The sequence below is a fragment of the Streptomyces sp. NPDC007863 genome, from assembly GCF_040633895.1.
GTDB lineage: Bacteria > Actinomycetota > Actinomycetes > Streptomycetales > Streptomycetaceae > Streptomyces.
Map to the genome: position 1 here is coordinate 90190 of NZ_JBEYEI010000020.1, position 24568 is coordinate 114757.

Annotated in this window: 27 protein-coding genes and 1 tRNA gene; 18 read left to right on the forward strand and 10 right to left on the reverse strand. The window is 74.9% G+C overall.

Going from position 1 to position 24568, the window contains the following annotated elements; genetic code table 11:
* The first annotated feature begins 47 nt into the window (after window positions 1-47).
* From ABZ621_RS28540 to ABZ621_RS28565, 6 genes are all read left to right on the forward strand, one after another.
* Window positions 48-452: a hypothetical protein gene (locus tag ABZ621_RS28540; protein ID WP_360609296.1), complete on the forward strand. Its 405-nt coding sequence runs from the start codon at window positions 48-50 to the stop codon at window positions 450-452.
* A gap of 89 nt (window positions 453-541) precedes the next feature.
* Window positions 542-2695 (forward strand): phage holin family protein, encoded by a 2154-nt coding sequence (locus tag ABZ621_RS28545; RefSeq protein ID WP_360609297.1) that lies wholly within the window; start codon window positions 542-544, stop codon window positions 2693-2695.
* Window positions 2696-2778: 83 nt separating this feature from the next.
* Window positions 2779-4230: an amino acid permease gene (locus ABZ621_RS28550; RefSeq protein ID WP_360609298.1), complete on the forward strand. Its 1452-nt coding sequence runs from the start codon at window positions 2779-2781 to the stop codon at window positions 4228-4230.
* A gap of 66 nt (window positions 4231-4296) precedes the next feature.
* Window positions 4297-4698 carry a hypothetical protein gene (locus ABZ621_RS28555; RefSeq protein ID WP_360609299.1) on the forward strand — a complete coding sequence of 134 codons (402 nt, stop codon included), beginning with the start codon at window positions 4297-4299 and terminating at the stop codon, window positions 4696-4698.
* Between the two features lie 59 nt (window positions 4699-4757).
* The gene (locus ABZ621_RS28560; RefSeq protein WP_360609300.1) at window positions 4758-4925 is read left to right on the forward strand and encodes a hypothetical protein; all 168 of its coding nucleotides are present in this window, start codon (window positions 4758-4760) and stop codon (window positions 4923-4925) included.
* 337 nt (window positions 4926-5262) lie between these two features.
* Window positions 5263-5679 (forward strand): hypothetical protein, encoded by a 417-nt coding sequence (locus ABZ621_RS28565; RefSeq protein ID WP_360609301.1) that lies wholly within the window; start codon window positions 5263-5265, stop codon window positions 5677-5679.
* A 7-nt stretch (window positions 5680-5686) separates the two neighbouring features.
* Here the strand turns inward: ABZ621_RS28565 and ABZ621_RS28570 are convergent, their stop codons facing one another.
* The gene (locus ABZ621_RS28570; protein ID WP_360609302.1) at window positions 5687-6490 is read right to left on the reverse strand and encodes a helix-turn-helix transcriptional regulator; all 804 of its coding nucleotides are present in this window, start codon (window positions 6488-6490) and stop codon (window positions 5687-5689) included.
* Window positions 6491-6591: 101 nt separating this feature from the next.
* Here ABZ621_RS28570 and ABZ621_RS28575 point away from each other — a divergent pair, with 101 nt between their 5' ends.
* Complete coding sequence (locus tag ABZ621_RS28575) at window positions 6592-6897, forward strand: 4a-hydroxytetrahydrobiopterin dehydratase (protein ID WP_360609303.1); 306 nt, start codon at window positions 6592-6594, stop codon at window positions 6895-6897.
* Between the two features lie 29 nt (window positions 6898-6926).
* Entirely contained in the window at window positions 6927-7679 is a 753-nt protein-coding gene (locus ABZ621_RS28580) for a class I SAM-dependent methyltransferase (protein WP_360609304.1), read from the forward strand.
* Here ABZ621_RS28580 and ABZ621_RS28585 read toward each other — a convergent pair.
* Entirely contained in the window at window positions 7676-9298 is a 1623-nt protein-coding gene (locus ABZ621_RS28585) for an ABC-F family ATP-binding cassette domain-containing protein (protein WP_360609305.1), read from the reverse strand. The genes ABZ621_RS28580 and ABZ621_RS28585 overlap by 4 nt on opposite strands.
* A 233-nt stretch (window positions 9299-9531) precedes the next feature.
* On the opposite strand from ABZ621_RS28585, the gene ABZ621_RS28590 reads away from it, so the two are divergent.
* The gene (locus ABZ621_RS28590) at window positions 9532-10479 is read left to right on the forward strand and encodes a class I SAM-dependent methyltransferase (protein ID WP_360609306.1); all 948 of its coding nucleotides are present in this window, start codon (window positions 9532-9534) and stop codon (window positions 10477-10479) included.
* Between the two features lie 15 nt (window positions 10480-10494).
* Here ABZ621_RS28590 and ABZ621_RS28595 read toward each other — a convergent pair whose 3' ends face one another.
* From ABZ621_RS28595 to ABZ621_RS28610, 4 genes are all read right to left on the reverse strand, one after another.
* On the reverse strand, window positions 10495-10977 hold the full coding sequence (locus tag ABZ621_RS28595; RefSeq protein WP_360609307.1) for an RICIN domain-containing protein: 483 nt from the start codon (window positions 10975-10977) through the stop codon (window positions 10495-10497).
* A gap of 4 nt (window positions 10978-10981) precedes the next feature.
* Window positions 10982-11776 carry an aldo/keto reductase gene (locus tag ABZ621_RS28600; RefSeq protein WP_360609409.1) on the reverse strand — a complete coding sequence of 265 codons (795 nt, stop codon included), beginning with the start codon at window positions 11774-11776 and terminating at the stop codon, window positions 10982-10984.
* Window positions 11777-11962: 186 nt separating this feature from the next.
* A complete protein-coding gene (locus ABZ621_RS28605) occupies window positions 11963-13804 on the reverse strand; it encodes a long-chain fatty acid--CoA ligase (protein WP_360609308.1) in 1842 nt (613 codons plus the stop codon).
* A 303-nt stretch (window positions 13805-14107) separates the two neighbouring features.
* Complete coding sequence (locus ABZ621_RS28610; RefSeq protein WP_360609309.1) at window positions 14108-15001, reverse strand: LysR substrate-binding domain-containing protein; 894 nt, start codon at window positions 14999-15001, stop codon at window positions 14108-14110.
* 116 nt (window positions 15002-15117) lie between these two features.
* On the opposite strand from ABZ621_RS28610, the gene ABZ621_RS28615 reads away from it, so the two are divergent.
* Entirely contained in the window at window positions 15118-16134 is a 1017-nt protein-coding gene (locus ABZ621_RS28615; protein ID WP_360609310.1) for a bile acid:sodium symporter family protein, read from the forward strand.
* On the opposite strand, the gene fdhD is transcribed toward ABZ621_RS28615, so the two are convergent.
* Window positions 16124-16951 carry a formate dehydrogenase accessory sulfurtransferase FdhD gene (gene fdhD / locus ABZ621_RS28620; RefSeq protein WP_360609311.1) on the reverse strand — a complete coding sequence of 276 codons (828 nt, stop codon included), beginning with the start codon at window positions 16949-16951 and terminating at the stop codon, window positions 16124-16126. The genes ABZ621_RS28615 and fdhD overlap by 11 nt on opposite strands.
* Window positions 16952-17170: 219 nt before the next feature.
* On the opposite strand from fdhD, the gene ABZ621_RS28625 reads away from it, so the two are divergent.
* The 5 genes from ABZ621_RS28625 to ABZ621_RS28645 all read left to right on the forward strand — a co-directional run bounded on the left by ABZ621_RS28625 (window position 17171) and on the right by ABZ621_RS28645 (window position 20682).
* Window positions 17171-18115: a beta-ketoacyl-ACP synthase III gene (locus tag ABZ621_RS28625; protein ID WP_360609312.1), complete on the forward strand. Its 945-nt coding sequence runs from the start codon at window positions 17171-17173 to the stop codon at window positions 18113-18115.
* Between the two features lie 114 nt (window positions 18116-18229).
* Window positions 18230-18799, forward strand: coding sequence for a hypothetical protein (locus ABZ621_RS28630; RefSeq protein ID WP_360609313.1), 570 nt, complete (start codon window positions 18230-18232; stop codon window positions 18797-18799).
* A gap of 83 nt (window positions 18800-18882) precedes the next feature.
* The gene (locus ABZ621_RS28635) at window positions 18883-19524 is read left to right on the forward strand and encodes a class F sortase (RefSeq protein ID WP_360609314.1); all 642 of its coding nucleotides are present in this window, start codon (window positions 18883-18885) and stop codon (window positions 19522-19524) included.
* A gap of 289 nt (window positions 19525-19813) precedes the next feature.
* Window positions 19814-19901, forward strand: a tRNA-Leu gene (locus ABZ621_RS28640).
* 91 nt (window positions 19902-19992) lie between these two features.
* The gene (locus tag ABZ621_RS28645; protein ID WP_360609315.1) at window positions 19993-20682 is read left to right on the forward strand and encodes a DUF4352 domain-containing protein; all 690 of its coding nucleotides are present in this window, start codon (window positions 19993-19995) and stop codon (window positions 20680-20682) included.
* A 1-nt stretch (window position 20683) separates the two neighbouring features.
* Here ABZ621_RS28645 and ABZ621_RS28650 read toward each other — a convergent pair whose 3' ends face one another.
* From ABZ621_RS28650 to ABZ621_RS28660, 3 genes are read right to left on the reverse strand one after another with little or no spacing between them, the layout of a single operon-like run.
* Window positions 20684-21394 (reverse strand): class I SAM-dependent methyltransferase, encoded by a 711-nt coding sequence (locus ABZ621_RS28650; protein ID WP_360609316.1) that lies wholly within the window; start codon window positions 21392-21394, stop codon window positions 20684-20686.
* A 34-nt stretch (window positions 21395-21428) separates the two neighbouring features.
* Entirely contained in the window at window positions 21429-21869 is a 441-nt protein-coding gene (locus tag ABZ621_RS28655) for a hypothetical protein (protein ID WP_360609317.1), read from the reverse strand.
* Window positions 21863-22294 (reverse strand): ATP-binding protein, encoded by a 432-nt coding sequence (locus ABZ621_RS28660; protein ID WP_360609318.1) that lies wholly within the window; start codon window positions 22292-22294, stop codon window positions 21863-21865. The genes ABZ621_RS28655 and ABZ621_RS28660 overlap by 7 nt, the downstream gene beginning before the upstream one ends.
* Window positions 22295-22558: 264 nt before the next feature.
* On the opposite strand from ABZ621_RS28660, the gene ABZ621_RS28665 reads away from it, so the two are divergent.
* From ABZ621_RS28665 to ABZ621_RS28675, 3 genes are all read left to right on the forward strand, one after another.
* The gene (locus tag ABZ621_RS28665) at window positions 22559-23434 is read left to right on the forward strand and encodes a helix-turn-helix transcriptional regulator (RefSeq protein WP_360609319.1); all 876 of its coding nucleotides are present in this window, start codon (window positions 22559-22561) and stop codon (window positions 23432-23434) included.
* Window positions 23435-23671 (forward strand): DUF397 domain-containing protein, encoded by a 237-nt coding sequence (locus ABZ621_RS28670; protein ID WP_030495614.1) that lies wholly within the window; start codon window positions 23435-23437, stop codon window positions 23669-23671.
* A gap of 77 nt (window positions 23672-23748) precedes the next feature.
* Window positions 23749-24561, forward strand: coding sequence for an SAM-dependent methyltransferase (locus tag ABZ621_RS28675; RefSeq protein WP_360609320.1), 813 nt, complete (start codon window positions 23749-23751; stop codon window positions 24559-24561).
* The last annotated feature ends 7 nt before the right edge of the window (window positions 24562-24568 follow it).

Here is a 24568-nt window from a genome sequence, read left to right on the forward strand (position 1 = left end):
GCCCGGCGGCCCTCCCGTGCGGCCGCGACGGGCAGTAGGGTCTGCCCATGAACGACGTCCGGGTCGCGGCGATCGCCAGCCTGACCCCGCTCGAAGAACTCGATTCCGACCCCTTCCTCGTCGACACGCGCGGCCAGCACGCGGTGTGCGCCCGCTGGGCGGTGGAGCGGGGGTACGTCCTCGCGCGCGAGCTCCACTGCTACGGCGTCCGCCCCGACCACGACGCGCTCTGGGCCGACGTCGAGTCGGGCGAGGTCGACGTCTTCGTCGCGGCGAACGAGCGGGTCCTCGCGCGGGCGCTGACCTCGGTGCCGGACTTCCGCGCCGAGTGCGCGCGGCGGGGGGTGCGGGTCGAGACGGCGGACGGGCCGCTGCCCGGGTACGACTCGGCGGCGAAGGCGGCCGTCCACCGCCGCCTCTCCATGCCCACCGCCGGCTACGACGGCACCTGACCCCCTCCCCCTCCCCCTCCCGGAACGTATGCCCGCAACGGAGTGGGTATGTCAGGGTGGGGGGACGTTTGGGTGGAAGGTCGGGTGGCGTGGGGTACGGGCGATGGCGCGGGGCGGGGCGGGCCGCCGTCAGGGTGGTCAGCGTGTGGGCGGTGTCGACGGCGACCCTGCTCGCGCTCGCCGCGCTCCTGCCCGACTTCCAGCTGCAGTCGCCGGACGGCGACACCCTCACCCGTACGGCCCTCACCGCGGCCTGGGCCGCCGGCGCCTTCGGCCTGCTGACCGCGCTCGTCTGGCCGCTCGTCGTCCGCGCCCTGCTCCTCGTGCCCGCGCTGGTGCTCGGACTGCTGGTGTTCTTCCTGAACGGCTCGCTGCTGCTCGTCGCCCTGTGGCTGATCCCGGACGGCCGGGGCGCGGCGGACCCGGAGACGGCCGTCGTCGTCGCGGCCGTGATGTCGGCCGTGGCGTCCGCGACGTCGACCGCCCTCGCCGTGCGGGACGACGACGCGTACCGCCGCCGGCTGTACCGCCTGACGGGCCGGACCCGGCCGCGCGACCCCCGGTCCGTCCCCGTGCCCGCGCCCGGCACGGTCTTCCTGCAGCTCGACGGCGTCGGGCACGAGGTGCTGCGGCGGGCCGTCGACGACGGGCTGATGCCGACGGTGGCCGGGTGGCTGGAGGCGGGGTACCGGCTCACCCCGTGGCGGACGGACTGGTCGAGCCAGACGGGCGCCAGCCAGCTCGGCATCCTGCACGGCAGCAACGAGGACGTGCCAGCCTTCCGCTGGTACGAGAAGGACACCGGGCGGCTGATGGTGTCGAACCGGCCGGCGAGCGCCGTGGAGCTGCAGCGGCGGGCGGTGCGCCGCACCGGGGACGGCGGCCTGCTCAGCCTGGACGGCGCCTCCCGGGGCAACCTGTTCAGCGGCGGCGCCGACGAGGTGGCGCTCGTCCTGACGGTCGCCGCCCGCCGGGGCCGCCGCAACCGCTCGCGCGCCGGCTACTTCGCGTACTTCTCCGATCCGGCCAACGCGGTCCGCACCGCCGGCTCCCTCGTCAACGAGGTCGTCCGCGAGGTGGTCCAGTCGACCCGGGCCCGGCTGCGCCGCGAGACGCCCCGGATCCGGCGCGGCGGCACGTACCCCTTCGTGCGCGCCTTCGCGACCGTCGTCGAGCGGGACGTGGTGGTCGCGGCGGTGATGGGCGACATGCTCGCCGGCCGCACCGCCGTCTACGCGGACCTCGTCGCGTACGACGAGGTGGCGCACCACTCGGGGCCGCGCGGCCGCGACACCGACCAGGTGCTGCGCCGCCTCGACCGCGCCGTCGGGCTGATCGCTCGGGTCGCCGAGCACGCCCCGCGGCCGTACCGGATCGTGCTCCTGTCGGACCACGGGCAGAGCCCGGGGGAGACCTTCGAGGGCGCGTACGGGCTGACGCTGAAGGACCTGGTGCGGGCGGGCTGCGGGCTGCCGGTGTCGCGCCGGGTCGGCCGGACCCGCAGCGGCGCGGAGGCCGGGGACGCCGCCCGGGACGCGCTGCGCAGCGCCCTGCACCGGCCGGTGGAGACGGGCGAGGAGACGGAGCGGGAGCTGCCCGCCCGGCCGTCCGAGCCGGTGGTCCTCGCCTCGGGCAATCTGGGCCTGGTCTCCTTCCCGGACGTGCCGCACCGGATGACGCGGGAGGAGATCGACCGGCGTCATCCGGCGCTGCTGCGGACCCTGGCCCAGCATCCGGGGATCGGCTTCCTCCTTGTGGCGAGCGAGGCGCACGGTTCGGTGGTGCTGGCGGGGGACGGCGTGGAGGTACCGGTGGCCGAGCTGGCCGACGACGGGCCGCTGGCGGTCTTCGGCCGGGGCGCGGCCGACGCGGTCCGGCGCACCGACGGCTTCCCGCACGTCGCCGACGTGATGGTGAACTCGATGTACGACCCGGCGGCCGGTACCGTGCACGCCTTCGAGGAGCAGATCGGCTCGCACGGCGGTCTGGGCGGCGAGCAGGCGCACCCCTTCCTGCTGTCGCCGCCGGAGCTGTCGCCGCCGGTCGCGGAGGGGGAGGAGCTGGTGGGCGCCGAGCGGGTGCACCGGGTGCTGCGGCGCTGGCTGCGCGAGGACGACGGGCCGCAGGTGCCGCTCGGCCCGTCCGCCGACCCGGCCGACGCCCCGGAGATTTCCCCGTCCGGAACGGAAACGGAATCAGTTCTTCCGGTGGAGTGGCCGGTCCCGCCGGACAAAAAGCACTGATTTGGACGGGTGTTCGCCGTACCCGACCATGGTCCGGTTCCGGAGGCTTGTCCGGAACCGCACGACGGAAGGCGCACCACCCCATGAGCACGGCCCCCACGGCCCCCACGGCCCCGACGCTCCCCACGGACGGCACGGACGGCACGGACGGCACGGACGGCACGGACGGGACCGGCGACCCCGGCCGCCGGCACGCCCGCCGCTTCGGCCTCCCGATCGCGACCGCCCTGGTCATGGGCAACATCATCGGCGGCGGCATCTTCCTGCTGCCCGCCTCCGTCGCCCCCTTCGGCACCATCAGCCTGGTCGCCTTCGGCGTCCTCACCCTCGGCGCCCTCGCCCTCGCCCTGGTCTTCGGCCGGCTCGCCCACCGCCACCCGAAGACCGGCGGCCCGTACGTCTACGCCCGCGAGGCCTTCGGCGACTTCGCCGGCTTCCTCGCGGCCTGGTCGTACTGGATCACGGCCTGGGTCTCCAACGCGGCCCTCGCCGTCGCCGCCGTCGGCTACCTCGACGTCCTCGTGCCCCTCCACGACTCGAAGGCCGCCACCATCGGCGCCGCCCTGCTGATCCAGTGGCTGCCGGCCCTCGCCAACCTCGCCGGCACCCGGTACGTCGGCGCCGTCCAGCTCGTCGCCACCGTGCTCAAGTTCGTGCCGCTGCTGCTCGTCGCCGTCGGCGGGTTCTTCTTCTTCGACAGCGCCAACCTCGGCCCCTTCCGGGCCGGCGACGAGAGCGCGCTCGGCGCGGTCTCCGCCTCCGCGGCGATCCTGCTCTTCAGCTACCTCGGCGTCGAGTCCGCCACCGTCAGCGCCGGCGAGGTCCGCGACCCGCGCCGCAACGTCGGCCGCGCCACCGTCCTCGGCACCCTCGCCGCCGCCACGCTGTACCTGCTCACCATGGTCTCCGTCTTCGGCACCGTCCCGCACGACGCGCTCGTCGCCTCCAGCGCCCCCTTCGCCGACTCCGTCAACCTGATGTTCGGCGGAAGCTGGGGCGGCGCCGCCGTCGCCTGCATGGCCCTGGTCTCCATGCTCGGCGCCCTCAACGGCTGGACCCTGCTCAGCGCCCAGACCCCGTACGCCGCCGCCCGCGACGGCCTCTTCCCGCAGGTCTTCACCGTGAAGCGGCGCGGGGTGCCCACCGTCGGCGTGATCGTGACCGTCGTCCTCGCCTCCCTCCTGACCGTGTACAACTACACGGCCGGCCCGAGCGGCGTCTTCGAGATGCTGGTCCTCGTCACCACCTTCACCGCGACCGTCCCCTACCTGCTCTCCGCCGCCGCCCAGATCCACTTCCTGCTCTCCGGCCAGGGCGACCGCGTCCACCGGCCCCGGCTCGTCCGCGACGCGGTCCTCGCCCTCGCCGCCTTCGGCTTCTCCCTCTGGCTCGTCGCCGGCTCCGGCTACGCCGCCGTCTACCAGGGCGTCCTCTTCCTCTTCGCCGGCGTCCTCGTCCACGCCTGGATGGCCGGCCGCAAGCGCGCGGCGGCCGCCCGTGCGGCCGAGGCGGTGAATCCGGCCCCGGAGGCGTAGCCCAGGAGAGCGGATCTCCCGCCCGCCCGGAGCGCGCACCGGCCGCGCGGGGCAGTACGGATCACCGTGACCCCCGCCCCCAGGCCCCCCGCCCGCCCCGCCGCCCCGGCGGGGCGGGCGGCGCGCGCCCGGCGGCTGCCGGCCCTGCTCCGCGGGGTCCTCCTCGTGCTCGCCGTGGTCGCGGTCCTCGCCGCCCTCGGCGCGCCCGGCCCGGCGGGGCAGCTCGCCGGATCCGCTGCCGAACCCCGGCCGGCGGGGGCGCCCGCCGTACCCGACCCCGCCGGGGAGACGTACGAGCCGGGGAGCGCCGAGGCGGGGCTGCCCGGGCGTACCCGGCACCGCCGGACCAGGGCCAGGACCGCCGGTCCGGCGGGCCCGCCCCGCCGCCGCGCGCCGCGGGGCGCCGCCCCCGCCCTCGTGCCCGCCCCGCGGACGTCCTCGCACCGGCGGGTGGTGCTGCGCTGCTGACAGGCCCCGCCTCCAGCAGTTCTCACCCACCCACCCCCGCGTCCGCGAGGAGCACCGCCATGCCCACCGATCCGTACGCCGTCCTCCAGGCCCTGCTGCGCGCCGAGGCCGCCCGGGACCGCCGGGCCGCCGAGCACCGGCCCGAACCGGCGCCCGAGCCGACCGCCCCGGACACCGCCCCGGACGCGGCCGGGACGCGCCCGCGCCGGGAGCACCCGACCCGCTGACCCCCGGGAGATCCGGCCGCCCGGCGGCCGGATCCCCCCGGCGACCGGGGAATCCGACTGCGGGCGGCCGTCCGGGCGTACGAGGCCGACCGGACGACCCCGACCGACCGGCCCCGGGCTGGACCGACGCCGACACCGCCCGGCCGCGCGCCCACATCGGCCGCCGCCAGGCCGCCTCCTGACGGATCCGGTCCCGGCCGCCCGGCATGACCTCCGAGGTAATCGACCCGCACCGGCCCCCGGCGGCAAGCTCTGAAGCACCGGAACCCGGGCGGCGCACTCCGCCCGGGCGCCGGGTCCCCGCGTACGCACGACCCCAACTGGAGGGTGATCCGCCATGTCCCAGACCCTGCTCACCGGTCTCGCCCGCACCACCCGGCCGGCCACCGCGCTCCGCCGCTTCCTCGCCCTCGACGCCGTCGTCACCGGGGCCAACGGACTCGCCTACGCCCTCGCCTCCGGCCCGCTCGGCGAACTCCTCGGCGTGGACGCCGGGCTGCTCCTCGGACTCGGCCTCTTCCTCACCGCGTACGCCGCCGGCGTCGCCTGGCTCGCGAGCCGCCCGCAGCCCCCGGCGACCGCCGTGAAGCTCGTCGTCGACGCCAACCTGCTGTGGGCCGCCCTCAGCGTGGTCGCCCTCGTCGCCTGGCTGGAGCCCACCACCGCCGGACTCGTCTGGACCCCGATGCAGGCCGGCACCGTCGCCGGCTTCGCCCTCCTCCAGTGGGCCGCGCTGCGCGCCGCGACCGACTGAAGGACCGTCAGAACTCCAGGGACTTCAGATACTCCACCGTCGCCGGGTCCGCCGGGAGCAGCGTCTCGATGGCCAGCTCGGCGACGGTCACGTCCATCGGCGTGTTGAACGTCGAGATCGACGACACGAAGGACAGCACCCGCCCGTCGTGCTCGATCCGCAGCGGCAGCGCGAAGTACGGATACGGCTCCGGGTCCGGCACGTCGTCCGGGCGCGGCTCGGGCAGCGGATACGCCTTCACCTCCTCGTAGACCACGCGCAGCGCGTCCGAGCGGGCGAAGGCGATCTGACGCTCCATCTGGGCCAGCAGATGCGCCCGCCACTCCCGCAGGTTGTGGATCCGGGGCGCCAGGCCCTCCGGGTGCAGGGTGATCCGCATGACGTTCAGCGGAGGCGTCAGCAGGTGCTCCGGCAGCCCGCCGAGCATCAGCCCGATCGCCCGGTTCGCCGCCACCACCGTGTACGCGCCGTCCACCACGAGCGCCGGATAGGGCTCGTACCCCTGGAGCAGTCGCGCGATGCCCTCCCGCAGCGTCTCCAGCTCCGGCGCGTCCAGCGTCGACTCCGCGTACCGGGGCGCGTAACCCGCCGCGAGGAGAAGGGCGTTGCGGTCCCGCACCGGCACGTCCAGGTGCTCCGCGAGCCGCAGGATCATCTCCTCGCTCGGCCGCGACCGGCCCGTCTCGACGAAGGAGATGTGCCGGGCCGAGGAGTCCGCGCGCAGCGCCAGCTCCAGCTGGCTGAGCCGCCGCCGCTCGCGCCAGCCGCGCAGCAGCGGCCCGACCCCCGTGTCGCTCACCACTGTCGTCATGCGCAGACGGTATCCCAGAGGGGTGACCCGGGTACGTACCCCGGGGAGCGTCCGCACCACCGACCCCGCCCCGCGCACCACCGACCGGAGGGAGCACCCCTGTGTCCACGCAGCCGCTGTCGCAGAAGGAGATCGAGGACCGTCTGCGGGAGCTCCCCGGCTGGTCCGTCGAGGACGCCCGCCTGGTCCGCTCCTACCGGCTCCCCGACCACTTCGCGGCCACCGCCCTCGTCGTCCACGTCGCGCAGATCCAGCAGGAGCTGAACCACCACTCGGACCTGACGCTCGGCTACGACACGGTCGCCCTCGCCGTCCACACCCACTCGGCCGGCGGGGCCCTCACGGAGAAGGACTTCACGCTGGCCGAGCGCGTCGAGGGCATCGCCCCCGGCCACGGCGCCCACTGACGTCCCGTCCGCTCCGTAGGCTGTCCGCCATGGCGGACACCCTGCTCGACTACGAGACCGAGGCGGCCCACTACGACGAGACCCGCGGCGGCGTGCCCCGGGCGGAGGCGGCGGCCGCGGCCGTGCTGCGCCTGGTGCCTCCCGGCGCCCGCACGCTCCTCGACCTCGCCTGCGGCACCGGGCTCGTCACCGGACGGATCGCCCGGCCCGGCCTGAAGGTCCTCGGCGCCGACGCCGCCCACGCCATGCTCCTGGCCGCCGGGCGGCGCCTCCCCGGCCGGGTCCTGCGCGCCGACGCCCGCCGCCTGCCGTTCCCCGACGCGAGCCTCGACGCGGTCGGCGCGGTGTGGCTGCTCCACCTGGTGCCGTTCACCGAGGAGATCGTCGCCGAGGCCGCGCGGGTGCTCCGCCCCGGCGGCGTCCTCGCCGTCACCGTCGACAAGGACGCCGCCCACGACGTCGGCAGCGACATCGACGCCCTGCTGCGCCCGCACCGCGCGCCCGGCGCCGCGCACGACCGCGCCGGCCGCGTCGAGGCCCTCGCCGCCGCGCACGGCCTCGCCCCCGCGGGCGCGACCGCCTTCACCGGCCACGGCCAGGGCGCCACCCCGGAAGGCACCGCCCGCAAGCTCCGCGCCGGCTACTACGCCTCCTGGTTCCGCGGCGACCGGGCCGCGGCGGACTCCCTGGCGACCGCCCTGGCGGCCCTCCCGGACCAGTCCCGCCCCCGCCCGGCCCCGGAGTACCGCCTGGCGGCCTACGCCAAGCCGGTGGCGCCCTAGCCCGCCACCCGGCCTCCGGCCAGTTCGAGGCCGCGGCCGCCGAAGCGCGCGCGGAACTCGCGGTCGTGCGAGACCGCGACGACCGTGCCCGGGAAGGCGGCCACCGCCTCCTCCAGCTCCTCCACCAGCGCGGGCGCCAGGTGGTTCGTGGGCTCGTCCAGGACCAGCAGGTCCGCGGGGCGGGAGACCAGCAGGGCCAGTTCGAGGCGCCGGCGCTGGCCCGCGGAGAGGGCGGCCACGGGGACGGCGAGGTCCTCCTCGCGCAGCAGTCCGAGGGCGAGCAGCTCCGCCGCGTGCTCCTCGGGCGGTCCGGGCCTGCCGTCCGCCCAGACCGCGAGGGCGGTCCGGCGGGTGGGGGAGTGCGGCAGCTCCTGGGCGAGGTAGCCGACCCGGCCGGTGCGGCGCACCACTCCTTCCTCCGGGGCGAGTTCGCCGGCGAGCAGCCGCAACAGGGTCGTCTTCCCAGCCCCGTTGGGACCGGAGACCAGCACCCGCTCGCCGGCTCCGATCCGCACCCCGTCCACGGCGAGCCGCTCGCCGACCCGGACCCCGTCGCACTCCACCAGCACGTCGGCGAGCGTCCCGTCCCCGGTGAACCGGCCGCCGAACCGCAGCGGTTCGGGCGGCGCGGCCACCGGCTCCCGCAGCAGCTCATCGAGGCGGCGGCGGGCCGTCCGGACCTGCCCGGAGAGCTTGTTCTCGCTGGAGCGGCGGTGCTTGCCGAAGCCCTGGCGCGGATCCCTCCCGGTCACCGCGAGCCGCTGCCCGGCCGCCGCGACCAGCTCCTCCGTACGGGCCACCTCCTCCCGCCACTCCTGGTGCTCCTGTGCCAGGCGGCGGCGCTCGGAGGCCTTCGCGGCCCGGTAGCCGGCCCAGCCGTCCCCGTACCGCAGCACGGTCCGCCGGTCCCGGTCGACCTCCAGGACGGTGGTGGCGAAACCGGCGAGGAAGGACCGGTCGTGGGTGACGACCAGCGCGGTGCCCCGGTGTGCGGCGAGCCGCCCGCGCAGCCAGTCGACGGCGTCGCGGTCGAGGTGGTTCGTCGGCTCGTCGAGCAGCAGCAGCTCGGCGCCGGAGGAGAGCACACAGGCCAGCGCCAGCCGGGCCTGCTCGCCGCCGGACAGTCCGGCGAGCCGCCGGCCGGCGGTGATGTGGCCGAGGCCGAGGGCCTGGAGGGAGGCGGCGACCTCGGCGTCGGCGCGGTAGCCGCCGCGCTCCTCGAAGCGTTCGAGGAGTTCCCCGTACGCGGTGAGCTCCTCGGCGTCCGCCTCTCCGAGCCGCTCTTCGGCGGACCTCAACTCCGCCTCCATCGCGCGCAGTTCGCGCAGGGCGAGGTCGACGACGTCCTGGACGGTGTCGTCGGGGCCGACGGGGTACGTCTCGGGGAGGGTCTGGGCGAGCCGGGCGGCGGACCCGGGGAAGCGGACGAGGACCTCGCCCTCGTCGGGGGCGAGACCGCCGTCGAGCAGCCGGAGGAGGGTGGACTTGCCGGAGCCGTTCTCGCCGACGACGACCGCCTTCTCGCCGGGGCGGACGGTGAACGAGACCTGGTCGAGGACGCGGCGGTCGCCGAAGGCGACGCCGACCTGACGGAGGGTGAGCTGAGCGCGCTCGCGCATGGGTGTTCCTCTGGTGGGTTCGTGGAATCAGGGCACACGAAACCGGCCCCACGGCCGCGACGGCGGCCGGGCCGGCACCCGGAATCAGAGGAAGTAGTAGTGGAACGCACCCATACGCCGAGGCTAACAGCCGCCCGTGCCACGCCGCCGCCCCTTTTCCGCCGGGGCGCGACACGTTTGCCGTACCGGCAACTTTTCTCGCGCTTCCGGACGTCCCGGCGCACGCTGGTGCCATGAACCGGCATCGCGCATCCCAGCCGCCGCACGGCGACCACGACCACGACCACTCCGACTCCCACGGGCACGCGCACACGCACGCGCACTCCCACGGGCACGACACCGAGCTCGACTGGGGCCGGCTCGCGCCGCTCCTGGAGGCGCAGGCCGAGGTGGCCGGCGGCGCCTACCGGGAGGCCGCCGCCTGGCTCGGCACCCTCGTCCCCGCGAGCGGCGTCCGCCGGCTCCTCGACGTCGGCAGCGGCCCCGGCGTCATCACCGCCGTGCTCGCGGAAGCCTTCCCGTACGCGGAGGCCGTCGCCGTCGACGGCACCCCGGAGCTCCTGGAGCGGGCCCGCGCCCGGGCCGAGGTCCGGGGCCTCGGCGCGCGCGTCAGCACCCTGCGGGCCGAGCTCCCGGAGGAGACCGGCAGCCTGGGCGAGGCCGACCTGCTGTGGGCCGGCAACTCCCTGCACCACATCGGCGACCAGCGCGCCGCCCTCGCCGACGTCGCGAAGCTGCTCCGCCCGGGCGGCCTGATCGCCCTCGTCGAGGGCGGGCTCACCCCCCGCCACCTGCCCCGCGACATCGGCATCGGCCGCCCCGGCCTGGAGGCCCGCCTCGACGCCGAGCACGCCGGCTGGTTCGCCCGGATGCGCGCCGAGCTGCCCGGCTCGACGCGCGAACCCGACGACTGGCGCGCCCTCTTCGTCTCCGCGGGCCTCACCCCGGCCGGCACCCGCACCTTCCTCGTGGACGTGCCCGCGCCCGTCCCGCAGGTCGTGCGCGAGCTCGCCGTCAGCCACTTCGGGCGGCTCCGCGAGGGCTTCGGCGAGCACCTGGAGGCCGAGGACCGGGCGACCCTCGACCGGCTCCTCGACCCGGCCGACGAGCAGTCCCTGCACCACCGCACGGACCTGTTCCACCTGACGGCGCACACGGTCCACACCGCCCGCAAGGGCTGACCGCCCGGGGGACGCTCAGGAGGTCACCGGCTCCAGCCGCCACCACTGGAACGGCGAGTCGGTGTCCTCGCCCTGGCGTATGTCGGCGCCCTCGGTCGTCGAGCCGTCCGCCACTTCGAGCAGCAGCCCGCTGATGAAGCTCACCAGCGTCACCGTCCCGGGCGACTCGACGTCCTGCTCGATGATCCACTCCTGGGCGCCGAAGTTGTTCGCCCGCCACTGCTGGATCAGCGCGCCCGGTTCCGTGGAGGCGTTCACGACGTCGAGCCGCTTCCCGCTGGCCGCGTTGACCAGGTGGTAGAGCCCGCCGCCGTTCGGCACCGCGGACACCTGCCACCGCTGCCCCGGCGCGTCCGTCGCGGCGCCCTGCTGCACCTTGGCGCCGCCGCGCCGCGAACCCGCGTACACCTCCAGGACCAGGCCGCTCCCCACGTTCCGCAGCCGGTACAGCCCGTCCTGGACGGGGGCGGTGCCCCCGTCGACCCTCCCCTCCGCCACGGCCTCAGGCGCCCGCGTTGAACTCGGCCGGGTTCGGCCCGAGGCGCCGGCCCTCGTCGAGCGCGGCGATCGCGGCCATGTCCTCCGCGTCCAGCTCGAAGTCGAAGACGTCGATGTTCTCCCGGATCCGGGACGGGGTCACCGACTTCGGGATGACCACGTTGCCCGTCTGGAGGTGCCAGCGGAGCACCGCCTGCGCGGGGGTGCGCCCGTGCTTGCGGGCGACGGCGACGATCGCGGGCACGTCGAGCAGGCCGCGGCCCGAGCCCAGCGGCGACCACGCCTCCGTCGCGATGCCCAGCTCCGCGTGGAGCGCGCGGGACTCGGCCTGCGCCAGCTGCGGGTGCAGCTCGATCTGGTTCACCGCCGGCACCACACCGGTCTCGGCCGTCAGCCGCTCCAGGTGCTCGGGGAGGAAGTTGGAGACGCCGATCGCCCTGGCGCGGCCGTCGGCGAGGATCTTCTCCAGGGCCCGGTAGCTGTCGACGTACGCGTCCTTCGCCGGCGTCGGCCAGTGGATCAGGTACAGGTCGACGTGGTCGAGGCCGAGCCGCTCCAGGGAGGCGTCGAAGGCCCGCAGGGCGGAGTCGTACCCCTGGTCGGCGTTCCACAGCTTCGTGGTGACGAAGAGCTCCTCGCGGGGGAGCCCGGAGGTGGCCAGCGCCTTGCCGGTGCCCCGCTCGTTCTCGTAGATCGCCGCCGTGTCGATGGACCGGTAACCGGCTTCGAGCGCGGTGGCCACCGCCCGCTCCGCCTCGTCGTCCGGGACCTGCCAGACGCCGAAGCCGAGCTGCGGCATCACCACGCCGTTGTTCAGGGTGACCGGGGGAACCTTGCTGTCCGTGCTCACGTGGGAGGGATCCTTACGTCGTCGTGCTCGTGGCTCGTGCGCGGGCGGGCGCGCGAAACGACCGCCCCTCGAACTCCAACGATCACGCGCCCCGCATCATTCCGGTCACCGCGCCACGGCCGTACGGCGGTTCCGTCAGCCGTACAGCGCCTCGACCTCCGCCGCGTACGCCCGCTCGATCGCCTTCCGCTTCAGCTTCAGCGACGGGGTGAGCAGCCCGTGCTCCTCGCTGAAGGGCTGGGCGAGGATGCGGAAGGTGCGGATCGACTCCGCCTGTGACACCAGCGTGTTGGCGGCCACCACCCCGCGCCGGATCTCCGTCTCCAGGTCCGGGTCGCGGACCAGCTCGGCGGGGGAGAGCGGCGCCCGGCCCTGGATGGCCAGCCAGTGGTCCACCGCCTCCTGGTCCAGGGTGACGAGGGCCGCGATGTACGGGCGGTCGTTGCCGACGACCAGGCACTGGGCGATCAGCGGGTGCGCCCGCACCCGCTCCTCCAGACCGGACGGCGCCACGCTCTTGCCGCCGGAGGTCACCAGGATCTCCTTCTTCCGCCCGGTGATCGTCAGATAGCCCTCGCCGTCCAGTGCGCCCAGGTCGCCGGTGGCGAGCCAGCCGTCGTTCAGGACGGCCGAGGTGGACGCCGGGTCGCCGAGGTAGCCGGAGAAGACCTGGCCGCCGTGGATCCACACCTCGCCGTCCTCCGCGATGTGCACGGTCGTGCCCGGCACCGGCCGGCCCACCGTGCCGTACCGGACCCGGCCGGGCGGGTTCGCGGTCGCCGCCGCCGTCGTCTCCGTCAGGCCGTACCCCTCGAAGACGGTGACGCCGGCGCCGGCGAAGAAGAGCCCGGTCCGCCGGTCCATCGCCGAACCGCCCGACATCGCGTACCGGATCCGCCCGCCGAGCGCCTCGCGGACCCTGCCGTACACCGTCTTGTCGAAGAACTGGTGCTGCATCCGCAGCGCCGCCGACGGGCCTGGACCGAGGCCGAAGGCCTTCTGCTCCAGCGCCTCCGCGTACTTCACGGCCACGTCCACGGCCTTGTCGAAGACGCCGGCCCGGCCGTCCGCCTCCGCCCGGCGGCGCGCCGCGTGGAAGATCTTCTCGAAGACGTACGGCACGGCGAGGACGAAGCTCGGCCGGAAGGTCACCAGGTCGGGCAGGAGCGCCGAGGCGGTCATCGACGGCTGGTGGCCCAGCTTCACCCCGCCGCGGACGGCCGCGACCTCCACCATCCGCCCGAAGACGTGGGCGAGCGGCAGGAAGAGCAGGGTGGACGCCTGGTCGCCGGGGCGCGAGCGGAAGACGGGCTCCCAGCCGGCGAGCAGGGCGTCGGTCTCGACCATGAAGTGGCCGTGGTGGAGCACGCAGCCCTTGGGGCGGCCCGTGGTGCCCGAGGTGTAGATGACCGTCGCCACCGACTCGGGGGTCACGGCCCGCCGGTGCCGCTGCACCACGTCCTCGTCGATGGCCGCGCCGGCGGCGGTCAGCTCGGCGACCGCGCCCGGGCCGGCGTCCTCGCCGGGGTCGAGCTGCCACAGCCGCTGGAGGCGCGGCAGCCGGTCCACCACGGACCCGATGGTCATGGCGTGGTCCTCGTGCTCGACCACGCAGGCGGTGACCTCGGCGTCGTACAGCATCCAGTGGACCTGCTCGGCGGAGGACGTCGGGTAGATCGGCACGGGCTGGGCGCCGAGCGTCCACAGCGCGAAGTCGAAGAGCGTCCACTCGTAGCGGGTGCGGGACATGATCGCGACCCGGTCGCCGAACCGCACCCCGTGCGCGACGAGCCCCTTCGCGAGGGCCAGCACCTCGTCCCGGAAGGCGGCGCAGCTGACGTCCTCCCACTCCCCGTGCGGCGTCCGGCGCCCGAAGGCGATCGCGTCGGGGGTGGCGTCGGCGCGGGTGAAGACGGCGTCCGCGAGCCCGCCGCCGAGCGGGGGCGCCTCGACGGGCGGCACGGTGAACTCACGCACGGACCTGCTCCTCCCTCGACGGCTCGGTGGCTGAAAGGGGCCGCTGCATCGGCTGCGGCGCCGTGACCGTACCCCACCCGGACGGCCCGCGGCAGGACCTTCACCAAGCCGCGACATTCGCCGTTCGTACAGGTCAGGGCAGGTGGGCAGGCAAGTGACCGGCGAAAGCCCCCCGTTGCGTACCGTCCGGTAGGTCCGGCCGTCCCGAAGTCTCCACGGAATCTGTACCGCCCCCGCACGCCCCCGTGACCGGCCGGTATCCGACGGAGCCCGACCGGCCGCGCCCCGCCGCGCCCCGGTCGGTCACACCCCGGGCGGGTGCCGCTCGTCGGGGCGCCGCAGTCCGTCGCCGCCCTCCAGGATCGCCTCCGCCAGCGCGTCCGCGGCCTCCTGCGTCGCCCCGCCGCGCCGTCCGTGCCGGAGCACGAAGTCCACCCCGCCCAGCTCCGGCAGCCCCGACCTGGCCGGTACGGGGACGAGCCCGGGCGGCAAGAGACCGCGCGTGTGGGCCATCACGCCGAGCCCCGCGCGGGCCGCCGCGACATTGGCGCTCAGGCTGGAACTCGTACACGCGATCCGCCAGGACCGGCCCTCCGCCTCCAAGGCGGCCAGCGCCCGCGCGCGGGTGATGCCCGGCGGCGGGTAGACGATCAGCGGCACCGGCCGCTCCGGGTCGAGCCGCAGCCCCGGCGCCCCGATCCACACCAGGACGTCGCTCCACACCAGGACCTCGCCGTCGCCGTCCGCCCCCGCGCCCCGCTTGGCCAGGACCAGATCGAGCCGCCCCGCCGCGAGCCGCGCCTCCAGCGTCCCCGACAGCTCGACGGTCAGCTCCAGGTCGACCTCGGGATGGGCGCGCCGGAAGGACTCCAGGATCTCCGGCAGCCGGGTCGCCACGAAGTCCTCCGAGGCCCCGAACCGCAGCCGCCCGCGCAGCCGCGTCCCCGCGAAGAAGGCCGCCGCCTGCTCGTGCGCCCGCAGGATCGTCCGGGCGAAGGCGAGCATCGCCTCCCCGTCCCCGGTCAGCTCCACGCTGTGGGTGTCCCGCGTGAACAGCGGCCGCCCCGCCGCCTCCTCAAGCCGCCGCACGTGCTGGCTGACGGTCGACTGCCGCACCCCGAGCCGGCGGGCGGCCCGGGTGAAGGAGAGCGTCTGCGCGACGGCCAGGAAGGTGCGCAGCTGGGTGGGCTCGTACACAGGACGAGGCTATCGCGATCCGTGATGACAGTCAGAGCGCTGTACGGGATTCCCGATGACCCCGGCCTCGACCAGGATGGACACCGAACCACCCCCCCGAGAACCTCCGTGGAGCCATGACCCGCCGCCGTTCCTTCCCGCCCCCCTGGCTGCCGGTCGACGGCTACCTCCTCGCGCTGCTCGGCACGGTCGGCCTCGCCGTCCTGCTGCCCGCCTCCGGCGCGGGCGCCACCGTCGCCGAGTCGGCCGCCACGGCCGTCGTCGCGGTCCTCTTCTTCCTCTACGGCGCCCGGCTCTCCACCCGCGAGACCCTCGACGGGCTCCGCCACTGGCGGCTCCACCTCACGGTCCTCGGCTGCACCTTCCTCGTCTTCCCGCTGCTCGGCTTCGCCGCGCGCGCCCTCGTGCCCACGGTCCTCACCCCCGGGCTGTACACCGGCTTCCTCTTCCTCTGCCTGGTGCCGTCGACGATCCAGTCCTCGATCGCCTTCACGTCGATGGCGCGGGGCAACGTCCCCGCCGCGATCTGCGCGGGCTCCTTCTCCTCGCTCGCCGGGATCGTGCTCACCCCGCTGCTCGCCGCGGCGCTCCTCGGCGGCGGCGCGGGGGGCCTGTCGGCGGACTCCGTCCTCAGGATCGCCCTCCAGCTCCTGGCCCCGTTCCTCCTGGGCCAGCTCCTGCGGCCCCGCCTGGGCGGCTTCCTGGTCCGCCGCAAGCGGATCCTCGGGTACGTGGACCGGGGCTCGATCCTGCTGGTCGTCTACGCGGCCTTCAGCCAGGGCATGGTCGCGGGCATCTGGCACCTGGTGACCCCCGGCCGGCTCGCCCTCCTCCTCGCGGCGGAGGCCGTCCTCCTGGCGGTGATGCTGACGCTGACCTGGTACGGCGCGGGCCGCCTGGGCTTCGGCCGGGCCGACCGGATCGCGATCCAGTTCGCCGGCTCCAAGAAGAGCCTGGCCGCCGGGCTGCCCATGGCGAGCGTCCTCTTCGGCCCGCACGCCTCGCTCGCGGTCCTCCCGCTGATGCTCTTCCACCAGCTCCAGCTCATGACCTGCGCCGCCCTGGCCAAACGGCGGGCCCGCGACCCGGAGCCGGCCCCGGCCGCGCCCGCGAAGGGCTCCGTCACAGCGTGACGCGGTGCTCGCCCGTGTAGACGTTCATGTCCGGGCCGCGCAGGAAGCCGACGAGCGTCAGGCCCGTCTCCGCCGCCAGGTCGACCGCCAGGGACGACGGCGCGGAGACCGCCGCCAGCACCGGGATCCCCGCCATCACCGCCTTCTGCGCCAGCTCGAAGGAGGCCCGCCCCGACACCAGCAGCACCGCCCGGTCCAGCGGCAGCCGGTCCTCCCGCAGAGCCCGCCCGACCAGCTTGTCGACGGCGTTGTGCCGGCCCACGTCCTCCCGCACGTCGAGCAGCTCGCCGTCCTCCGTGAAGAGCGCCGCCGCGTGCAGCCCGCCCGTCGTGTCGAAGACCTTCTGCGCCGCCCGCAGCCGGTCCGGCAGCGCGGACAGGAGCGCGGGGGAGAGCCGTACCGGCGGGGTGTCGGCGATCGGGAAACGGGCCGTCGTCCGCACCGCGTCCAGGCTCGCCTTGCCGCACAGGCCGCACGACGAGGTCGTGTAGACGTTCCGTTCCAGCGTGATGTCGGGGACGGCGACCCCGGGCGCGAGCCGCACGTCCACCACGTTGTACGTGTTGGTCCCGTCCTCCTTCGCCCCGGCGCAGTACACGATGGACCGCACGTCCGCCGCCGAGGCCAGGACGCCCTCGCTCACCAGGAAGCCCGCCGCCAGCGCGAAGTCGTCGCCCGGCGTCCGCATGGTGATCGCCAGCGGCTTGCCGTTCAGCCGGATCTCCAGCGGCTCCTCCGCCACCAGCGTGTCCGGCCGCGTGCTCACCGCGCCGCCCCGGATCCGTGTGACCCGCCGTCGCTCGGTGACCCGTCCCATCCCCGCCGCCTTCGATTCTTCCGGTGTTCCTGCCCCTGACCGTGCCATTCTGCGCCACCCCCGCCCGACCCGCCGGATCCGGTGTCCCGCCTGCCCCCTTGTCACGGTCGGCCAAGCGACCCGGGGGAATCTTGGTGGTTTACGTCACCTGTTACCCATCAGTCGCTGGCAAGACTGGGTGGTTCCTGCCGCTGAACGAACCATCGAGGGGGTCCCGGGATGACGGGCACTCGCATCGCCGCGCTCGGGCACTACCAGCCCGCCAAGGTACTGACCAACCACGACCTGGCCGAGCGGGTCGACACGAGCGACGAGTGGATCCTCAGCAGGGTCGGCATCCGCACGCGGCACGTCGCCGGGCCGGAGGAGCCGGTCGACGAGCTCGCCGCGCACGCCGCGGGCAAGGCGCTCGCCGCCGCCGGTCTCGCCCCCGGCGACATCGACTACGTCATCGTCGCCACCTCCACCGCGATCGACCGCTCGCCCAACACGGCCGCCCGGGTCGCCGCCCGCCTCGGCATGGCCTCGCCCGCCACGCTCGACCTCAACGTGGTCTGCGCCGGCTTCACCCACGCGCTGGCCACCGCCGACCACGCGGTCCGCGCCGGCGCCGCCCGCCGCGCCCTGGTCATCGGCGCCGACAAGATGACCGGCGTCACCGACTGGAACGACCGCACCACCTGCGTCCTCACCGGCGACGGCGCCGGCGCCGTGATCGTGGAGGCGACCGAGACGGACACCGGCGCCATCGGCCCGGTCCTGTGGGGCTCCGTCCCCGAGATGGGCAACGCGGTCCGCATCGAGGGCACCCCGCCGCTCTTCGCCCAGGAGGGCCAGAGCGTCTACCGCTGGGCCACCCAGAAGCTCCCGGCCCTCGCCCGCGAGGTCTGCACCCGCTCCGGGATCGTCCCCGAGGACCTCGCCGGCGTCGTCCTCCACCAGGCCAACCTCCGGATCATCGAACCCCTCGCCGCGAAGATCGGCGCCGTCAACGCGGTCGTCGCCCGGGACGTCGTCGACTCCGGCAACACCTCCGCCGCCTCCGTGCCGCTCGCCCTCGCCAAGCTCGTCGAGCGCGGCGAGCTGCCCTCCGGCGCGCCCGTCCTCCTCTTCGGCTTCGGCGGCAACCTCTCCTACGCCGGCCAGGTCGTCCGACTGCCCTGAAACGGCCCCGTTCGGCGGAGCGCGAGGGGGAGCCCGGTGGCGGCGCCCCCGGGGCGCGCCTAGCTTCGATCGCGGTGGGGGTGCCCGTGCCCCCGCCGCGAACCGGAGGACCGCATGCGCGCGATACGTACCGCTTCCGCCGCCCTGATCGTCACCGCGGCCCTGGCGCTCTCCGCCGCCCCCACGGCCTCCGCCGACGACGGAACCGGAACCGGGGCCGGCACCGGCCCGGGGGCCGGCAGCGGAACGAACATCACCTCCTTCGGCTTCTCCGTCACGCCCCGCACCGTCGCCCCCGGCGGCACGGTCACCCTGACCACGGACGGCTGCGAGGTGCCCTCCGTGACGGTCACCTCCGGCGTCTTCGACACGGTGACCCTCACCGAGGGCCGCCCCGGGCGCGCGACCGTCGACCTCGACGCCAAGGCCGGCGCCGAGTACGAGATCGCCTTCGACTGCAAGGGCGAGCGCGGCACCACCACCCTGACCGTCGCCCACGGCACCACCCCGCCGCCCGCGCCGGTCACCCCGGCGCACCCGACGCCCCCGCACAAGGGCGTGAAGGCGGGCTTCGGCGGCTCCACCGGCTCCGACGCGCTGGGCGCCGCCGAACTGGCCACCGGCGCGGTCCTCATCGCCGCCGCGGCCGGCTCCGCCCTCGTCCTCGCCCGCCGCCGCCCCTGAGACCGCCCCTCCGTCCCGGTGTGACGAGGTCCGGGACGGAGGGGCGACCAGCACGCATCCGAGGATCCGAGGAGAGGAGTCCCGTGGCCGTGGACAGCGCGTACGGCCGGCGCGGCGCCTGGGGCGTCGTCGCGATCCTCCTCCTCGCCGGCGTCCACCTCGTCCGCGGCGGTACGGAGCAGCTCACCGCCCCCGGCCCGCCCCGGCCCCTGGCGGCGGACGCCCCGGCCCCGGCGGCGCCCCCGCCCCCGGCCCGCGCCGGCCTCCCCGCCTCGGCCCCCCTCGCCGTCACGATCCCCGCGATCGGCGTCGACGCCCCCCTCACCCGGGTCGGCCTGGACGCGGACGGCTGGCTGGAGGCCCCCCCGGCCGGGCACCCCGACCGGGCCGGCTGGTACGCGGGCGCGGTCACCCCCGGCGAACCCGGCACCGCCGTCCTCACCGGCCACGTCGACACCGCCGCGGGCCCCGCCGTCTTCCACTCCCTCGGCGCCCTCACCCGGGGACGCACCGTGGAGGTCCGCCGGGCCGACGGCCGCACGGCCGTCTTCACCGTGCACGCCGTCGAACTCCTCCCGAAGGACGACTTCCCCGCCGACCGCGTCTACGCCTCCACCCGCGCTCCCGAACTCCGCCTGATCACCTGCGGCGGGACCTACAGCCGCGCCACCGGCTACACGGGCAACGTCGTCGTCTCCGCCCGCCTCACCGACCTCCGTGCCTGACCTGACGTATTCCGGACACCGACTGGCCTGGACCAACCCCTCGGAGCGATCGTGGTCCCCGGAGCGGGCGTCGGGGGGCGCCCGGCTCCCGGCCGCCACGGCGGCATCCTCCAGGGGATGGGCGGTCCCCGTGCGTCCGGTCACGACCCGGGGTCCACCGGCGCACGGGACCTCCCCCTCCGGCCACCCCACGACTGACCACGGAAAACGCCGGTGAAAGCCTCCGCGAACCCCTGGTAGAGTTATCCATGTCGCCGCGGGGAACACCCGCGACAACGACACACACCCTGTCCGGGTGGCGGAATGGCAGACGCGCTAGCTTGAGGTGCTAGTGCCCTTTATCGGGCGTGGGGGTTCAAGTCCCCCCTCGGACACCACACGGAAGCGCCGGTCGATCTCATCGACCGGCGCTTTCGGCATGCCACGCCTACCCTGAGGAAAACCCCTCGGGGACAGCGGAGGCGTGCCATGAGCGACGCGAACGGTTCCGGCCCCGGACGGCCCTCCCCGGGTGGCGGCCCTCCCGCAGGCCCCCCGCCCGGCCCGCTGAGCGGACCGGCCCCCACGCCGCCCCGCCGCCGCACCTGGCTGCTCGCCCTGACCGGGGTGCTGGTCCTCGCCGTCGGCGTCGTCGGCCTCCTCGTCGGCACGGGAGCGTTCGGGGGCGACGGCGGGGGAGGGGGCGGCGGAGCGGCCTCGGCCCCACCGCCGGCGTCCCCCGCGCGGGAGACGACCACGCCGCCGCCGCCGGAGAGCGCGGGCCTGCTGCCGTTCGGCCGGACCCACCGGTACGCGGACGGGGTGGAGGTGACGGTCTCGGCCCCGGAGCGTTTCGTGCCCTCGGACACCTCTGCGGGCCACCGCGCCGGGTACACCGCCGTCACGGTGCAGGTGACGGTCCGCAACGGCTCGCGGGAACGCCTCGAACTCGCCGTCGTCCAGATCCGGGGCAGGGACGGCGACGGGCGGGAGACGGAGCGCGTCTTCGACGCGGCTCAGGACCTGGGGTCCGGCCACACCGGAACCCTGCTTCCCGGTCGCCGGGCCGTCGCGGCCTACGCCTTCGACGTGCCGCCCGGGACGGGTTCCGTCCTGGAGGTCGAGGTGAGCGTCGACTTCACCGGCGACTCCGCCTTCTGGGGCGGGAAGCTTCCCTGACTCACCCCTTCCGCGCCACCACCAGCCGGCAGTTCGGGCTGCCGTCGGGGCGGGTGCCGAAGGCGGTCAGGGGCTGGTGGGTGACGTGGAAGCCCGTCTCCTCCAGGCGGGTGCGGACGTCCGCCAGGCGGAAGGTGCGGTAGTACATGACGAACGGCGGGCGCCACACCGCGTTGCGGACGCGCATCGCCGCGTCGAAGGCCCAGAGGGCCCAGTAGGCGCGGGAGCCGACCGGGGGCGGGGCCGGGAGGGGGAAGGCGAGGGTGCCGCCGGGGCGGAGGGCCGAGTGGACGCCGGCGAAGAGGGTGCGCTGCTCGTCCGGGAGGAAGTGGCCGAAGGCGCCGAAGCTGACCGCCAGGTCGAAGGCGGCGGTGAAGGGCAGGGCCAGGGCGTCGGCGCGCACCAGGGTCGCGGCGGGGTGCCGTCGGCGCGCTTCCGCCAGCATGTTCGTACTGAAGTCGACGCCCGTGACCCGGCCCGCGCAGACCGCGCGGAGGACCGGGAGGCCGGCGCCGGTGCCGCAGCAGACGTCGAGGCCCGCGTCGAAGGGGCCCAGCTCCTCCAGGGTGCGGGCCACCGCCGTGAGGATCCGGTCCGGGGTGCGGAAGGGCGTCGCCTCGAACGTGGGCGCCAGGAGGTCGTAGCCGTGCTCGACCGAGGAGAGGGCCTGGACGGTCAGTTCGCGGAGGGTCGGACCCTGCGGGGTGAACATGGTGCCGACTCTACGCAGCGGGCGGCCCGGAGCGTCACAGGGCGGTGCGCACCTGGGGGGCCGGCCAGGCCGGGGCGATGCCGGTGAGCTGGCAGGCCAGCAGGTAGAGGGGGATCGGCGGGGTGTAGGGCGAGGTGCCGTCCGGGTGGTGGATCAGGCGCGGTCCGCGGTCGGGGATCTCGGCGCCCCGGGCGTAGCAGGCGGGCAGCGGCCAGACCAGGTCGAGGTCGGAGCCGGCCGGCACCAGCCACCACCACCAGTCGGTGTCGGCGTACACACAGCCCTTGGCGGGGAGCCGGGAGAGGATCTTGAAGCCGAAGCGGGCGGGGACGCCGACCGCGTCGCAGCCGAGTCCGGTGCTGAGGCCGGTGGGCACGGAGAGGCGGGTGGCGGGGACGGCGGGGGAGAGGCCGGGGCCGTTCTCGGGGGAGCGGCGGGCGCGGGGGACGAGCAGGCCGGCCATCGACTTCAGCATCGCTCCCCCAGGGAGAGGGGCAGCTCCGCCCAGACGATCTGTGCCGTGCCGTGGCCGGTGCGCTCGGCGCCCCAGGCCTCGCAGAGCGCGTCGACGATGAGGAGTCCGCGGCCGCGTTCGTCCGCGCCGCAGTCGCGTATCCGGGGGCCGGCGGGGCCGCCCTCGTCGCGGATGGCGATGCGGAGGCTGTCGGCGCCCTGGCGGAGTTCGCAGACGATCCGGGTGCTGGCGGTGTGCAGCACGGCGTTGGTGACCAGCTCGGAGACGACCAGGGCGGCCGTGTCGCGTATCTCGGGGCCGCGGCCCCAGAGCAGCAGCCGCTCCTCGGTGAGGTGGCGGGCGCGGCTCACGGACTCGGTGCGGGCGGGCAGCTCGAAGGCGAAGCGGTGGGCGGGATCGTGGTGGGCCTGGGGACGCTGGGCCATGACTCTGGGGCTCATGAGACCTGAGGGCTGCGCGTTACCAGAAGCCACGACCGGTTCCTCACAACAGTGGGCAGGGCTGCCGTACGTCGCTGTCGCCGGGCCCGAGGGGGGCACCGGCGGCAGTCCGTACTGGTTCACCGGAACACTGTCCTCCTGACTCGGACACTTGGCAAGTGGCACTCTGAAAAATGCAGAGTGCCTTGTTCTCTCTGGCCGGGCTTCGTGGCACACTCGTCGAACACAGCGCGTCGGGGAGGTCTGAGAGTGAGCGAGCCGCGGTCCGCCCCCACGGTGGGACAGGTCGTACTCGGTCGGCGACTGCAGGACCTGCGCGAGCGCGCGGGCCTCAAGCGGGAGGAGGCCGCCAAGGTCCTCCACGTCGCCCCGGCCACCATCCGCCGCATGGAGACCGCCGAGGTCGCGCTGAAGATCCCGTACGTCCAGCTGCTGCTGCGCGCGTACGGCATCGACGGCCCCGAGGCGGAGGCCTTCGTCGCCCTCGCCGAGGAGGCCAACCTGCCCGGCTGGTGGCAGCGGTTCCACGACGTGCTGCCCGGCTGGTTCTCCATGTACGTCAGCCTGGAGGGGGCCGCGAGCCTCATCCGGGCCTACGAACCCCAGTTCGTCCCCGGTCTGCTCCAGACCGAGGAGTACGCCCGCGCCATCCTGCGCAGCGGAGCGGTCGGCGGCGGCGGTGACGCCGCGCGCGAGGAGGACATCGATCGGCATGTAGCCCTGCGGATGGAGCGCCAGTCCCTGCTGACCAGGGAGGACGCCCCCAAGTTCTGGGTGATCATGGACGAGACGGTGTTCCGCCGGCCGGTCGGCGACGGGCCCGAGGTGATGCGCGACCAGCTCGACCGGCTGCTCGAAGCGTCCGAGCTGCCGAACGTCACCCTGCAGATCGCGGAGTTCGCGTCCGGCCACCACCCCGGCACGTACGGTCCCTTCGTCCTCTTCCGCTTCGCCATGCCCGAACTCCCGGACATGGTCTACAGCGAGTACCTGACCGGCGCCGTCTACCTCGACGCGCGCCCCGAGGTGGCGTCCCACCTGGAGGTCATGGACCGTATGGCGGCGCAGGCCGCGACTGCACAACGCACGAAGGAGATCCTCCGGGATCTCCGCAAGGAGCTGTGAATGGATCGCATATACAACGGCATGCCCGCCGCGGAGCTCGGTGCCGAGGGATGGCACAAGCCCTGGAGCGGCGGGAACGGGGGCAACTGCGTGGAGGCCATGAAGCTGGCCGACGGCAGGGTCGCCGTGCGACAGTCCGCAGACCCTGAAGGACCCGCCCTCATCTACACCCACGGGGAGATCGCCGCGTTCATCGCGGGAGCCAAATCCGGCCAGGCTGACTTTCTGCTCACCTGACCCCTTCCGTCACGCCCCTACCGTCACGTAACTCTTGTAGCAGCGCCACCCGTTCGTCCCTACCAGGAGAGCCGACGATGACCCAGGACCCCGCATCCCGCGAGATTCGGATCGACACCAGCAAGCCGCACCCCGCGCGGATGTACGACTGGTTCCTGGGCGGCAAGGACAACTACCCCGTCGACGAGGAGATGGCCCGCCAGCTCCTCACCGTCGACGCCCGCGGCCGTGACATGGCCCGGGTCAACCGCGCCTTCATGCACCGCGCCATCCGCTGGCTCAGCGCCCACGGCGTGCGCCAGTACCTGGACGTCGGCACCGGGATCCCGACCGAGCCCAACCTGCACCAGATCGCGCAGGCGGCCGCGCCGGAGTCCCGGATCGTCTACTGCGACAACGACCCGATCGTGCTCGCGCACGCGGCCGCCCTGCTGCGCTCGACCCCCGAGGGGGCCACCGAGTACATCCAGGCGGACGCCCGCGACCCCGAGATGATCCTCGAAAGGGCCGGAAAGGTCCTTGACTTCGACAAGCCGATCGCGCTGTCGATGCTGGCCCTGCTCCACTTCCTGGGGGACGAGGACGGCGCGCGGGACATCGTCGCCAAGCTCGTCGACCAGCTCGCCCCCGGCTCCTACCTGGTCCTCTCGCACGTCACCGGGGACTTCGACCCCGAGGGCGCGGCGAAGGCCGTCGGCATGTACAAGGCCCGCGGCCTGACCCTGCGGCCCCGCTCCCGCGACGAGCTCGCCGCCTTCTTCGACGGCCTGGAGTTCGTCGAGCCCGGAGTGTCGCTCACCGCCGAGTGGCACCCCGAGCTGGGCGAGCCGGTGCAGGTCCAGGGCGACGACCCGATCCCGGGCTGGGCCGCGGTGGCCCGCAAGCCCTGACCGCACG